Source organism: Paenibacillus nuruki (assembly GCF_001721045.1).
In the GTDB taxonomy this organism is placed as follows: Bacteria; Bacillota; Bacilli; order Paenibacillales; family Paenibacillaceae; genus Saccharibacillus; species Saccharibacillus nuruki.
The window spans coordinates 257277-271803 of the sequence record NZ_MDER01000086.1 but is presented as its reverse complement, the minus strand read 5'-3'; the positions used below and the strand labels follow the sequence as shown (position 1 = coordinate 271803).

Genomic DNA, 14527 nt, shown 5'->3' with positions numbered 1-14527 from the left:
AGCAGACATTAGCGGTACTTCTCGGTCAATCCATCCATACTGATACCGGATGGACTATGTGCAATCTTGATCTGAGAAATGATACTAGGACTACCTTTCTCCACCAAAGCTTCATGCATTTGACGAACCACTTCTAGCAATTCGCTAAGTTCGCCTTCCATAGTAGTCTCAAGTGGATGAACTTCATATTTCACGCCGGATGCTTGAATCACTTCAATCGCCCGATCTACATAATCATAAGAGTTCTCGCCTGCTTGTGTTTTGGGAATTACTTGAATACTGAGTAATGTATGTGCCATTCTATCCATCTCCTTATTCTCTATTTAGTCGTTGCCGCAGGTAAATAATCATTGGTGTAGGCTTTAGTTGCATCTAATGGACTATCGAGCAATTTTTGCTTGAACATCCAGTTGGCATATCCTTCCCAGACGGTTTGTTTTTGTTCACCCCAGCGTGGTGCATCATCTTGATAACGTGGAGATAACCATTCTTGACTGGCTTTTACTAATTTAGGATCAAGATCAGGAACAGCTTTGAGCAAGATATCCGCAGATTCGTCTGGATGCGCAATCGCATATTCATACCCTTTACTGGTTGCCGCCATAAATGATTTGACCAATTCAGGATCGGTAGAGATCTGCTTCTCATTGGTTACGATAACAGGGGTATAGTAATCCAGTTGGTCAGAATAATCTTTAACATATAACATATCTAACGGCTGACCACGAAGTTCAGCTTCTATGCCTGTCCATGCGTAGAATATCCAAGCAAAGTCGATTCCTTTTTGTACTGCTGTAAAATAATCGGCATTCCCGATATTCACACTTTTAACTTTGCTAACATCGCCGCCGTCCGTGTCCATAATCGATTTCATGACAGCTTCTTCAACAGGAGAGCCCCAAGCGCCATAGGATTTGCCTTCCATATCTTTAGGCGTCTTGATCCCGCGATCTGTAGGTGCCGCGAAGCCAGAAGTATTATGTTGAATAACAGCAGCAAGCGAGACGAGTGGAACACCTTGTACTCTAGCTTGTGTGACACTTTCTTGGTAGCTGATTCCAAAAGGCACTTCACCAGAAGCGACCATCGTATCTGCTCCGCCTTGTCCGGGCGCTATAATTTCGACATTCAATCCTGCTTCTTTATAAAAGCCCTGTGCTTGGGCTACATATAAGCCGGTATGATTTGTATTGGGTGTCCAGTCTAGAACGACTTTGACATCTTTAAGTGTAGATGTATTGCCCGCTTCATCTGTTGTATTGGTTGTACTTGCTGCTGAACCACATGCAGTTGTGATCCATAATAAACCTACCATTAACCATGGTAAGCTTTTCCGCCACCCTTTTTTATTTCCAATCATCCTAACCCTTCTTTCTGTTCAATCAAATAGTAGAATCGGTCTTCACTTGATAAAAGGCATAAAAAAAACGCCCCCATCGGGACGACATAGGTGCAATTATAAGCTCAACATACAGCATATAACGACTTGTTACTTTCCTACGCTGGCATTATCCAGATCAGGTATAAGGGTCTGTATTTATCACAATACACTCTCAGCCAGTTGCAACTAGCTCCCCTGTACGTATGCGGTTTTTTTACATTGTAATTATAGACCAGAGGGTATCAACTGTCCAGTACAGAGAATGCGTTGTCATCAGCAATAGACAATCTATTTCGGTTCAGGAACTCTGTCTAAGGGTATTTACATATACGGAAGTTTGTAACTAATAAAGTTCCATTCAATCTTTTTCTATCATATCTATTCGATATACATAGACTAAGAAATTGAATACACCCATACGTTTATATACAGGAGGAGATTGATCATGAGTAAAACAGCTGAAGAACAAGCAATTTTGACTGCATTAGAAGGTAACCCATTTTGTGCACTAGGTACTGTAGAAAATGACAAACCTAAAGTACGTTATATGGCGCTATATAATGAAGGCTTAAATATTCATCTCGCGACGAACCGCAAAACACATAAAGTCGAAGAGTTAGAAAAAAATCCGAACTGTTATGTATTGTTGGGTTATGAAAAAGGCGGCACAAGTCAAGTCGTTGAAATTGAAGGCGTAAGTTCTGTATCTACAGACGACGAACTCAAAAAACGTGTCTGGAAAGAAGAATTTAAAGAATGGTTCTCCGGTCCAGAAGATCCTGATTATGTGATCCTAGATATCAAACCACAAACGATTGAATATACAGATAAAGATGGCAACAAACAAACTTGGACTGCATAATATTCTTTTTCAAAAGAATTAAATAGGCAGTAATAGTATAAAAAACTCGGGATTTGAATTTGCGAAATAAGTAAAATGAATGCAAAATTCAAATTCCGAGTTTTTTCGTCTTTTTATTTCCAAAAAAAGGATAAAATAGGTACTTGAGGAACTTGATAAGGTATGCCCAAATAAGGTATAAAAAGATAAGTAGAATTATTTTAGATCATAACATGTAAAATGCCGATGGTGGGATAAACTGAAAGTTCTTATTGTAGAACTGTAAAGGAACTATACTGGAGGTGGTTTCCTTGAATTTAAAACAGATTGAACAGCAGATCGAACAGGAACGCCGCATACTAAACCAGATGGCAGAAGAACACGGAGTACGTGATTATCGTGTGTTGGATCAGTCCGAGCAATTAGATCGAATTTTAGATATGTATTTTCAATATAAAGATCAAGATGCCGATTTTTTAATACCTTAATGTATAGATTTTATGAAAAGAAACATGACACAATCATGTAAAATATAGAATTTTTCGTAAAATAAATATCATTTTCATAAAAAATAGAACTAATAACCCTTCAAATATATCAGCTGATAGTATACAATTCTATCATGCGTTTCTTTTGGTAGCCTTTTCTTCTTTATCTTGCCTATTCTATAAATAGATTACAATATATAATGTAATCGTTTTAAAACAGCATGAATTATGGTTAAGCGAGTTATTCATGCTGATAATACATATCGGGCGCAGAGATAAAGTCGTAAAAGGTCAAGCAAATGCGAATATATTTGGGAGGGGTTTTTTATTTTGAACTTAGGAAACAAAACATTTAAAAAAGCAATTACTGTCATCGCAGCGCTGCAATTGTTTGCAGTGTCGGCAGTTCCTGCTTTTGCAGCAGAAACCACTTCTTCTGAATCTACAGTGAAATTGCGTTTGTTGGAGACAACAGATATTCATGTTAACGTAATGAACTATGATTACTACTCGGATGCAACTACAGATCAATACGGTTACGCTAAAACAGCGACATTGATCAAAAATGCTCGTGCAGAAGCAACCAATAGTGTATTGATTGATAACGGTGATCTATTGCAGGGTAATCCGTTAGGCGATTATGTAGCTAAAGTCGATCCTTTAAAAACAGGCGAAGTTCATCCTGTCTACAAAGCCATGAACCAATTGGGCTACGATGCTGGAAATATCGGTAACCATGAATTTAACTATGGCCTTGATTTCTTGGGCAATGCGTTAAAAGGTGCTAATTTCCCTTATGTAAATGCTAATATTTATACAGATGATGGTACAGGTAAAGGCGAGAAGAACTACTTTACACCTTACCTTATTCTAGATAAAGAAGTAACTGACGAAAGTGGAGCTAAGCATACAATTAAAGTAGGCGTTATTGGCTTCGTACCACCTCAAGTCATGCAATGGGATAGCGCAAACTTGTCGGGGAAAGTGGTTGCTAAAGATATTATCGAAACAGCGAACAAATTTATTCCACAAATGAAAGCAGAAGGCGCAGACATCATTATTGCTGTTCCGCATTCTGGGTTTGAAGATATTCCACAGACTGAATTGATGGAAAATTCCGTGTTGTACTTGAGCAAAGTGCCAGGTATTGATGCGATTATGTTCGGACATGCACACAAAGTATTCCCTAGTGCTGATTTTGCTGGGAAAACAGGCGTTGATCTTGAAAAAGGTACAATCAACGGTGTTCCTTCTGTAGAGCCAGGATTCTGGGGCGATCACTTGGGTATTATTGACCTTGAATTGAAACAACAAGGCGACAAATGGACAGTAAGCGATTCTAAAGTAGAAGCTCGTCCAATCTATGATACAGCAACCAAAAAAGCATTGGTTCAAGCAGATCAAGGTGTCGTCGATTCTGTATATCATGAACATGAAGAAACACTAGGTTATATTCGTGGACCTGTAGGTGAATCTACAGCTCGTATTACAAGTTACTTTGCACTGGTAGAAGATGATCCTTCGATCCAGATCGTAACGAATGCTCAGAAATGGTATCTGGAGAAACAACTTCAAGGTACAGAATATGAGAACTTGCCAATCCTTTCTGCTGGAGCTCCATTTAAAGCAGGTGGACGTTCAGGAGCAAGTTACTACACAGATATTCCAGCAGGTACAATAGCGATCAAAAACGTATCTGACCTTTATGTATACCCAAATACAGTTCACGCTGTGCTTGTCAATGGCGCTGAAGTGAAAAACTGGTTGGAATGGTCTGCAGGACAATTCAATCAGATCGACCCAGCTAAATCCGGTGAACAAGCGTTAATCAATATGGACTTCCCAACGTACAACTTTGATGTTATCGATGGCGTAACATACCAAATTGATGTTACACAACCACCTAAATACGATGCAAAAGGAACAGTTCTGAACGCATCTTCTAACCGTATTGTGAATTTACAATTTAACGGTAAAGCGATTGATCCCGAACAAAAATTTGTTGTAGCTACAAACAACTACCGTGCATCTGCGTCTAAATTGGCGAATCCAGATGGTAAACGTATTATCCTAGCTGCACCAGACGAGAACCGTCAAGTGATTATCGATTATATCCGTGAAAATAAAACAATCGATCCAGCTGCTGATGGTAACTGGTCACTTGCACCAATCAAAGGCAATCCAACGGTGACATTCAATACTTCTCCAAAAGCAAAAGATGCACTAGCTAGTGCTAAAGCGGTAGCAGGAGCAGATCCAATTGCTTATGTAGGCGAAGCAGCAGATGGTTTTGCTAAATATTCTATTAATCTTTCGAATACAGCAGCAGGTAGCAAGCCAGCGGTGACACCAGCCAAACCGGTGAAACCAGTAACACCAGCGAAACCTGCTAAGCCAACAACGAAGCCAGCTCCAAAACCGACCAAACCAGCTGTAGACAAGCCAGTGAAACCTACAGATGAGCAAACGTATATCATCAAAAAAGGTGATAATTTGTACCGTATTAGTCTGAAATATGGCGTAACATGGGAAGAACTTGCTAAATATAATAAAATTACAGATCCAACAAAACTTCAAGTTGGAGATGCTATCGAGATTCCAGCTAGCTAATAGCGAGGAATATGAATCCAAAATAGAATCAAATCATACACCAAAGACTGCAATAGAAAATAGATTGCAGTCTTTGGTGTATTCAAAATCAACATTTAAACCGATAATAGACAGAGTGTCTAATGTTATCTGCGTTTAAGGATGATATAATTAATAAGATTAAAAGTAGAAGTAACTTGTCTGTAAATCATTATATTTTGACGTTCATCTTATGTTTTTGCTTTATTATTAAGGAGGATTGCTATGAATTGTAGCGGTTGTAGTTATGTTCAACCTATAGAAGACCAAGGAACAGTGTCCTTGCGACCGCTTTCTCCTTCTCTTGAAACTCTAATCCGACAACAATCTTATGATACGTATATCATGGAAGATATTTGTTCTATTTCATATCAGTCAAGAGGACAGATGCTTGATATTATGCAGTGGGTACGAAGTTTACCTGAAGACATTACATCATGTGTATCTGTAGGTTTGTTGGGTTCAGACGATATTGGTGGAGAGCCTGTGTGGCTTTCATTGTCCGTATTTGTCACCCGTTTGCAACATGATGATGTCGTAGAGATTATTCGGAAAAAGCAGTTTACCAGCCATATGCAACCTATTGTGGATCAACATGAGCAAGTGATCGCATATGAATTTCTTCTGCGTCCGATTCAAAATGGCCCTACTTTTCAGCCGTATCGGTTATTCGATATCGCTCGTAAAACAGGATTACACTCTTTTCTAGATCGTGCGGCTCGTATCTCAGCGATTGAGGTCAGTGCTGAGCATTTAGAACCGGGAATTAAACGGTTTATTAACTTTTTACCATCCTCTATTTATAACCCACAATATTGCTTGAGCCATACGTTTGAAGCAATAGAACGCCTTGATCTTAATCCGAAAGATTTTGTGTTTGAAGTGGTGGAGACAGAGAATATTATCGAAATGCCTAAATTGCAAAATATTTTTGACGTGTATCGTAGCAACGGGATATCGGTAGCACTGGATGATGTTGGTTCAGGTTATTCAAAGCCTGAATTAATCGACTATCTTCAACCGGATTATGTCAAAATAGATCGCAGTTTGATTGATCATTGCGATACGTATCCTGAACAACAACAAAAGATTATTCATATTCTTGAACGTTCACAAAAGCACGGTTCAACTGTATTAGCAGAAGGCATCGAACGCCGTGAAGAATACGAATTTTGCCGCAGTATCGGCATCGAACTAGCACAGGGATACTTGTTTGGGAAACCATCTGATTCTCCTAATCTTCAATTAGGTTAAAAGCCGTATAAGTGCAATCAAAAAGCCCTTATTTCTAAAGTGTAGTATACACTTCGAATTAAGGGCTTTTTTGATGAGTTCTTTTATACTCAAAGCTTTTATTTATCTATATTAGCCTTTTAAAGACTTCAATTCTTCGTAAGCGGCAATGACTTTATTGTAGTCTTCGCTGTCTTTGGCAAATCCAGTAACGTCGCTTACCACAGGGCCGAAGCCTTCAGCTTGGATACGTCCTTGTAGTTCAGCAGATTGAGGATCAGCTGTGTTGTCATAATGGAATGCCGCTGCAATTCCTTTAAGCAAATGATCACGACTAAGATCGAATTCAGTCGCCATTTTTACAGGGCCTACAAGACGATCGGCTTGTCCTAATTTACGTAAAGGTTCACGTCCAACACGAATCACTTCATCACGGATATATGGATTTTTGAAACGAGTTTCAATTTTATCGATATATTTCGCATGTTCATCCGCATCAAAGCCATGTTTTTGCACAAGAGCCGCGCCGCTTTCTTCCATCGCAGGGCGTACAATCGCACGTACACTTTCATCTTGAATACTTTGATCGATCGTTTCTAGACCTTTCAAGAAGCCAATATAAGCCGTAATCGCATGACCTGTATTGAGTGTAAACAATTTACGTTGTACATAAGCAACCAGATTGTCTGTCAATTTCATGCCTGCAATTTCAGGTGTACCGCCTTTAAGCTTAGGCTCTTCGACAATCCACTCATGGAATGCTTCTACACCTACATCTAGAATACTATCACCCTGGAAAGGAGGCACGATACGGTCAACAGAACAGTTAGCAAAGCCTACATGTTCTTCAGCATACGCTTTGCCTTCTTCTGAAAGGTGAGTCAACACTTGCTCTTGTAGATGGCTTGTTGCACCTACCATGTTTTCACAAGCGATAATATTCAGTGAACCGCCACCAGCATTACGTCTAGCTTCGATTCCTTGTGCAATCGTGGGTGCGATAAATTTCAGTACGTTAGGACCTACCGCCGTAGTGATAATATCTGCACTTGCGATTTCATCAACAATATCTGTACCGTTAGACAAACAACCGGATACATTGGTAATCGTTTCAACACTTTTTTCCAGATCTAGAATATGAATTTGGTAACTTTTTTTCTCATTCAATTCGTTGATCATCTGTTCGTTAATATCTGCAAACACCACATGGTAGCCTGCATTTGATAATAAAGCACCAATAAATCCACGTCCGATATTTCCTGCACCAAATTGAATAGCTTTTTTCATAATATTGCACCTCCGTAAGTATTTGTAGGTAATCATCCTGTCAAAAACAAAATAATACCTTTAGATGTAGCTTATATAAGCAAAAGTAGATATAAACAGGTTAAATCAGCAACGAAATCGCTGCTGATTCAACCGGAATAACTATAGGATTAGATAGAGAATGTGCGATAGATTTCTTCAGCATCTGTTACTTTAGCTAAATGTTGTACAGTCGATTCATCTTCAATCGTTTCTGCAATTTTAGTGAGGATTTGAAGATGTTCTCCACCTGCGCCTGCAATACCGATGACAAGATAAGCAGTACCGCCTTCAAATTCCACACCATTTGGATATTGTAGAACAACAATACCGGATGTTTGAATTTGTTTTTTCGCTTCACCGACACCATGAGGGATCGCTACACCGTTACCGATATAAGTGGAAGCTACTTTTTCACGCTCATGCATCGCTGCAATATAGTCATGTTTGACATAACCAGCGGCAGCCAGCATTTCGCCTGCTTTGTTAATCGCATCTTCTTTAGAAGTGCTGGTAAGACCTAGGACAATATTCTCTTTACGCAAAATACTAGAGCCTGCATTAGAAGTTGTTGTTGTATCTTGTACCACATGTGGAGCATTGTGACTCAATACATTACTGACTTCTTCTTTCACACCCGCAACATTATCTGGAATCGAAGAATCTGCATTGCCTGCTGTAGCTGCTTTGAGACGTTCAATCATATCATCATAAATCGGATTGTTAATAAAGTTATCAATGGATACATGCTGTGCATTTGGTGCTTTGCCTTTCGCACGGCTGGTTAGATTTTGCTGTGTAACAACGATATCTGCATCAGAAGGGATCGCATCGATCGCTGTGTTAGTTACGTTAATAGGCAAGCCAGCTTGTTGTACTTTTTTACGGAAAGAAGAAGCACCCATAGCACTTGAACCCATACCTGCATCACAAGCAAATACGATTTTGCGAACTTCACCTGCTTGAAGATCGTTAGCCGATGTCAAAGCAGGACCACCAGCGTTACCGCCAGACTTCATGTTTTTAGAAGCGGCTTGCGCTTTTTCCAAATCTTCATCGCTTGGTGCTTTGCGTAAGAAGATCGCTGAGAAAATAAAGGAAACAATGGCTGCTGCGGCTACACCTGCTAATACAACCAGATGACCACCTTTTGGAGCTAGACCTAAGATTGCGAAAATACTACCTGGAGAAGCCGCACTGGTTAGACCACTACCTAAGATACTATTTGTAAATACGCCAGCCATACCGCCAAGGATAACAGCGACAAACAAGATTGGACGCATCAATACGTAAGGGAAGTAGACTTCATGAATACCACCAAAGAATTGAATAATGATAGCACCTGGAGCAGAACCTTTAATTGTTCCTTTACCGAAGATCCAGTAAGCTAACAATAAGCCAAGACCTGGACCTGGATTAGCTTCTAAAAGATAGAAGATTGATTTACCCGTTTCTAGAGATTGTTGCGCACCAAGTGGTGTAAAGATACCATGGTTAATCGCATTGTTTAAGAATAGAATTTTACCTGGTTCGACGAAGATCGAAACCAATGGTAAAAGGTTGTGAGCAACTAAGAAGTTAACACCTGATTCGATTAACATTGTAAATGCTTCAACTAATGGACCAATACCTACAAATCCAAGAATCGCAAGCAACATCCCGATAATACCAGCAGAGAAGTTGTTAACCAACATTTCAAAACCAGTTTTTACTTTACCTTCGATCAATTTATCGAACTGTTTGATCACATATCCACCAAGTGGACCCATAATCATCGCACCGATAAACATTGGAATCTCGGCACCCACGATAACACCCATTGCGGCAATCGCACCCAGTACACCACCACGATGACCAGCTACAACTTTACCACCTGTGTAAGCGATCAATAAAGGAAGCAAATACTTAATCATAGGATCAACCATTGTTGCTAAATCAACATTAGGCCAGTAACCTGTTGGAATAAATAGTGCTGTCAGTAGACCCCAAGCGATAAATGCACCGATATTCGGCATAATCATAGCACTTAGAAAACGACCAAATCCTTGAACGCGATCGCGAGCACTTTTTCTTTCTTTTGTAGCTGTCTGCACAGAACTCATAATTGTTCGACCTCCATCATATATTGTTCAATTTTGCGAGTGTATAAATCTTTCATTAGACTAGAAATTTCAGCCGTTAATTCGACCGCACTACCCGATACAACTCTAGTGACAAAGCCAGGGCGATCAATCAGTGATTTACTGACTTCGTTGACTGCTTCCAGATAGGACTTACTGCTGTCTTTAGGAGCAAGCAGTACGATTGCTGCATACAGATCAACCGATTGTGAAGCAGCTGATATCGGATGTGCAAATCGCATCACGCCTAAAAATAGTTTGGGTACGACAGAGGAACGACAGTGTAATAAAATCAATCCATCTTGTGAAAGTACCGTTTCACCTAATCGTTCACGTTCATGTAATTCTTGTTCTAATACGTCTGCCCGTTCAGCAGAAGCTGTAAAAGTGGTGGCTATCTGATGAATCAAGTCAGTTACAGAAGTAGCACTGTATCCATCTCTTATCGCTAATCCTTGCGTAAGATCTAAGATGCCTGTCAGTGTTTCTTTGTGTGTACTTAGCGTTTCGGTTAAGCGCACACTCGGATGGATCGATTGTTGTAATTCATGCTGTGTATGATGAGAAGTATCTAGCTTGGATAAAGCTGTTCGAATATCGATAATGTCTTCTGATGAAAGTAAAGGCGATACACGTACCGTTGGAATCACACTATCTACTTCTACGGTCGAGATAATAATGTCAGCCCGCTTTTCTAAGCGAACTGCTTCAGAAGAAGAGACCACATCAATAATTTGCAGTGTTGGGAACTCACGCTTGACTCGAACAGATAATAGACTGGACGTTCCCATACCACTTGCACAAGCGATTAAGGCTTTAAATGGTTTTTTCTGAGCGGCGGCATATTCAGACATAGCTCCGATATGCATCGCCATATAACCAATCTCTGCTTCCGGTACTTCTTTGCCTGTAAATTGAGCAAGTAATGTAGAACACTTACGTGCCACTTCAAAGGTAGGACCATATTGTTCTTTGATCTGAGCAAGTAGAGGATTACGAATATCTAAACCCAATCGTAGACGTTCTACCGCAGGCCCCAGATGATTAATAAATCCGGCAAATAACTTGCTGTTTCCTTTGAGCTCGAAGCCAGTTTCACTTTCCGCCATTTTCAGAACATCCCGGGCAAGCTTGACCAGTTCAAAGCTGACATGCTCATAATACGGATCAGATTCGACACTCAGTCTTGTTTCGGCGCCTTTCAAATGCATGGTGATATAACCCATCTCATCTTCAGGAATCATAATATCGAAAGACTGTTCTAACTTGATCGCAAGTGTACGTGCTGTTTCAAATTCACTTAGTTGCTTAAGCTCATCCAGTATGCGTGGAGCAATTGTGATACGTTGCCCTCTGCGAATACGTTCAATCGCCAGTGCTAAATGAACAGCAAGCCCGATATACGCGCTATCGGTTAATTTCATATGCATTTCACGTTCCAGATCACTCAAGTACTGCTGAAGCTGGTTCATCATTCCATCATCAACCAGGTTCAGCAGGCGGTTGCGGATATGGAATTGTACGCGTCCCGGTTGTTCTTCGGTAGGGAAACGGTCACGTACCAGATGATTCAACTGATATTCATCTACACTTTCATAAAGAAGATGTACCAGTGCAGAACGGATACTACTTTCGGTTCCTTCAATATAGACACCTAAGCCCGGTCTGCGAATCAATGTAATCTCAAAAGCTTGAAGCCATTGTTCTATTCGATCGAGATCGTTACTGAGTGTGCCTTCTGTGACTTTGAACTGTGAAGCAAAGGTGTATAACTTAATCGGTTCTTTGGAAAGTAAAAGTTCACTAATAATGAAGTAATGCCTTTCTTCACGGGTGTAGTCTTTCTTCGGTGTCTGTTCTTCCAGTTCTTGCTGTACAATAGCCAGATGTTCTGGACTACCTTCCAGTGCAAGTCCTGTACCCGGTTTGCGAATCAGGGTTAGCTGTCTTTGATGCAACCAGTCTTCAACGCTCGGCAATTCACGCTTGACCGTTTTCTCACTCACATCTAGATGATCGGACAAGTCCCTGATTGTAATATAGTCACCATGAGAGGCAACCAGAAACTGTAGCATCATTGTGAGGCGAGCGGTCAGCTTCTCCAAAATCGATATCCTCCTTTCCAAAGTCCGATTGAAAACGATATCATAAACATAGGGCTAAGAAATAAGAACTAGTAGTGAATACTTCAAAGTTTAAGGTTTTAAGATGAAGATATCAATTGAAAGATGATACGATTTGTCCTTTGTGTATAAGGGACAAAGGTAAAGAGGGAGCGAATAAGCAGCGAAAAGCGAATGACGAAAAAGGATAAATTGAGCTCTCTTTTTCAAAAAAAGGGTGTAAAAAGTCGCATAAATCTGTAAAATAAATTCGACAAAAAATGATAAAAAATGAATTAAAATACTAAACAATGTATAACATAAACCTAAATAATACTTGTTGAAACACTTGAATAAAATGTAAAAAAGCTTATCTCTTTGAATATCGGAACCTTGTTCTCAATACTTAATATAAAATTCAATACTCTATATGTTATTGCAAAAAAAAGGAAATCCTTCTATCTAAAGATGAAGCGAATAAATACTTTAAAATGATAAATGATATGCATAATAAGAGATCGTCTACCGCTGATTACATATGGAATAGATTATAAAAAAAACTATAAAAAAGCCTACTTTCTATAAAGAAAGCAGGCTTTTAACATATAGGTAGTTCCTATATCTATCGAGTTTAGGATTGAACAGCTTTTAAGATAACAAATGCAAAAGCAGGTAGCTGCTCTTCTAGACGTCCATTTTCAACTTGAAGTGTGGTGTGATCCAACATATTTTCCCACTGTGTCGTCTTCACATCAATACTTACTGTTACAGGTTCAGAGGAGCTATTCATTGCGATGACAAATGTATCTTTATCATCAGAACGCTCATAGATCAGTCCATTATTACCTTCTTTGGCATGCAAGAACTTAAACGTACCTTGACGTAGAGCCGGATATTGCTTGCGTAGCGCAATTAATTGTTGGTAAAAAGCAAATAACTCTAAATCTTGATCTTTTTCATCCCAGACCATACAACGACGGCAATCTGGATCATTATCGCCTTCCATTCCAAACTCATCTCCATAATAGATACAAGGAGTACCACTATACGTCATCTGGAAAGTTACCGCTAATTTGAGACGATCTTTATTGCCTTTAGCGAGTGTGAGCGCGCGAGCGGTATCATGGCTATCTAGTAGATTGAACGATACCTCGGTTACTTGACGAGGATAGCGTGACATCTGTGTCCCAATCGCATGAGCAAAAGTTAACGCATCGGTAGTATCTTCAACAAAGAAATCTGTTACCGCATTTTTGAACGGATAATTCATTACAGCATCGAATTGATCGCCTTGTAACCATGGAGAAGATTCATGCCAGATTTCGCCCAAAATATAGACGTCTGGATTGATACTTTTCACCGTTTGACGGAATTCACGCCAGAAATGATGATCCACTTCGTCCGCAACATCTAAGCGCCAACCATCGATTCCAAATTCTTCGACCCAGTATTTCGCTACATTGAGTAGATACTCTTTAACTTCTGGATTTTCAGTATTCAGCTTCGGCATCAACGGCTCAAAATCAAATGTATCATACGTCGGAATACCGTCTTCTACAGCTAACGGGAATTTACGTACATGGAACCAATCTTTATATTTGGATTGTTCGCCTTTTTCCTGTACATCAACAAATGGAGCAAATGTTTTACCCGAATGATTAAATACCGCATCAAACATCACTCGAATCCCTTTATCATGGCAAGTGGTAATTAATTTCTTCAATGTTTCTTTATCCCCAAAATGAGGATCAAGTTCCATATAATCTTCTGTATCGTATTTATGGTTAGTCGTTGCTTTGAAAATAGGAGTCATATAAATCGCATTGATGCCAAGATCCGTTAAATGATCTAAATGATCGATAATCCCTTGTAGATCACCACCGAAAAAGTTAAACCATTCTGGCTTTTCGCCCCATGCTAAGGTGTCTTTAGGGTTGATGGATGGATCTCCATTAGCGAATCGTTCCGGGAAAATCTGATAAAAGACAGCATCTTTTACCCATGCTGGTGGTGTGAATACATCGACTGGATTAATAAATGGAATATCGAATAAACGATCCATTTTCGGCTCTTCTTTGCCAAATTTATCTTCATCCATCCAAATTTCTTCGTCATCATTTTTAAGAAGAAATCCGTATTTGATACGGCGGAAAGGAGGAACAACTTCACATTCCCAATAATCGAACCAATCATCTGTTGCAAAAACATGCATTTGTACACGTTCTTTGGACTTTTCCCACATGTATTTGTCTCCAGCCAGAGCCCAGACTTCTTTGACATCCTGCTTTTTGGTACGTAGACGCAAATGAATCGTTTTGAGATCATAAGGATAGCCCCAATTCAGCTTGGGACGATGATAGACAGCTTCGATTAACATAGATGTTCCTCCTATTAAAATATGTATGATAGTGCTTTTGCTCTATCGATTT

General features: G+C 39.6%; 10 protein-coding genes and 1 riboswitch. Of the genes, 4 read left to right on the top strand and 6 right to left on the bottom strand.

The window, feature by feature from the left end; all coding sequences use genetic code 11:
* Positions 1-8: 8 nt before the first annotated feature.
* Complete coding sequence (locus PTI45_RS21310) at positions 9-299, bottom strand: MTH1187 family thiamine-binding protein (RefSeq protein WP_069329593.1); 291 nt, start codon at positions 297-299, stop codon at positions 9-11.
* Between the two features lie 20 nt (positions 300-319).
* Positions 320-1360, bottom strand: a complete 1041-nt coding sequence (locus PTI45_RS21305; RefSeq protein ID WP_069329592.1) for an ABC transporter substrate-binding protein — start codon at positions 1358-1360, stop codon at positions 320-322.
* Between the two features lie 116 nt (positions 1361-1476).
* Positions 1477-1588: riboswitch (TPP riboswitch) on the bottom strand.
* 238 nt (positions 1589-1826) lie between these two features.
* Here PTI45_RS21305 and PTI45_RS21300 point away from each other — a divergent pair.
* The 4 genes from PTI45_RS21300 (at position 1827) to PTI45_RS21285 (ending at position 6592) form a co-directional block, all read left to right on the top strand.
* Positions 1827-2243 (top strand): pyridoxamine 5'-phosphate oxidase family protein, encoded by a 417-nt coding sequence (locus PTI45_RS21300; protein ID WP_069329591.1) that lies wholly within the window; start codon positions 1827-1829, stop codon positions 2241-2243.
* Positions 2244-2533: 290 nt separating this feature from the next.
* Entirely contained in the window at positions 2534-2710 is a 177-nt protein-coding gene (locus PTI45_RS21295) for an aspartyl-phosphate phosphatase Spo0E family protein (protein ID WP_069329590.1), read from the top strand.
* Positions 2711-3040: 330 nt separating this feature from the next.
* Positions 3041-5320, top strand: a complete 2280-nt coding sequence (locus tag PTI45_RS21290; RefSeq protein WP_069329589.1) for a bifunctional 2',3'-cyclic-nucleotide 2'-phosphodiesterase/3'-nucleotidase — start codon at positions 3041-3043, stop codon at positions 5318-5320.
* A gap of 243 nt (positions 5321-5563) precedes the next feature.
* Positions 5564-6592: an EAL domain-containing protein gene (locus PTI45_RS21285; protein WP_069329588.1), complete on the top strand. Its 1029-nt coding sequence runs from the start codon at positions 5564-5566 to the stop codon at positions 6590-6592.
* 111 nt (positions 6593-6703) lie between these two features.
* Here the strand turns inward: PTI45_RS21285 and PTI45_RS21280 are convergent, their stop codons facing one another.
* The 4 genes from PTI45_RS21280 to PTI45_RS21265 form a co-directional block, all read right to left on the bottom strand.
* Positions 6704-7858, bottom strand: coding sequence for a mannitol-1-phosphate 5-dehydrogenase (locus PTI45_RS21280; RefSeq protein WP_069329587.1), 1155 nt, complete (start codon positions 7856-7858; stop codon positions 6704-6706).
* Between the two features lie 149 nt (positions 7859-8007).
* Positions 8008-9978, bottom strand: a complete 1971-nt coding sequence (locus tag PTI45_RS21275) for a PTS mannitol transporter subunit IICBA (RefSeq protein ID WP_069329586.1) — start codon at positions 9976-9978, stop codon at positions 8008-8010.
* Positions 9975-12101, bottom strand: coding sequence for a BglG family transcription antiterminator (locus PTI45_RS21270; protein WP_069329585.1), 2127 nt, complete (start codon positions 12099-12101; stop codon positions 9975-9977). Before PTI45_RS21270 ends, PTI45_RS21275 begins: the two co-directional genes overlap by 4 nt.
* Before the next feature lie 628 nt (positions 12102-12729).
* Entirely contained in the window at positions 12730-14475 is a 1746-nt protein-coding gene (locus PTI45_RS21265; RefSeq protein ID WP_069329584.1) for an alpha-glycosidase, read from the bottom strand.
* Positions 14476-14527 lie beyond the last annotated feature (52 nt).

Coding starts and splice junctions, on each gene's coding strand:
- PTI45_RS21310 (WP_069329593.1), bottom strand. CDS start 299: ATGGCACATACATTACTCAGTATTCAAGTAATTCCCAAAACACAAGCA.
- PTI45_RS21285 (WP_069329588.1), top strand. CDS start 5,564: ATGAATTGTAGCGGTTGTAGTTATGTTCAACCTATAGAAGACCAAGGA.
- PTI45_RS21265 (WP_069329584.1), bottom strand. CDS start 14,475: ATGTTAATCGAAGCTGTCTATCATCGTCCCAAGCTGAATTGGGGCTAT.
- PTI45_RS21300 (WP_069329591.1), top strand. CDS start 1,827: ATGAGTAAAACAGCTGAAGAACAAGCAATTTTGACTGCATTAGAAGGT.
- PTI45_RS21275 (WP_069329586.1), bottom strand. CDS start 9,978: ATGAGTTCTGTGCAGACAGCTACAAAAGAAAGAAAAAGTGCTCGCGAT.
- PTI45_RS21280 (WP_069329587.1), bottom strand. CDS start 7,858: ATGAAAAAAGCTATTCAATTTGGTGCAGGAAATATCGGACGTGGATTT.
- PTI45_RS21305 (WP_069329592.1), bottom strand. CDS start 1,360: ATGATTGGAAATAAAAAAGGGTGGCGGAAAAGCTTACCATGGTTAATG.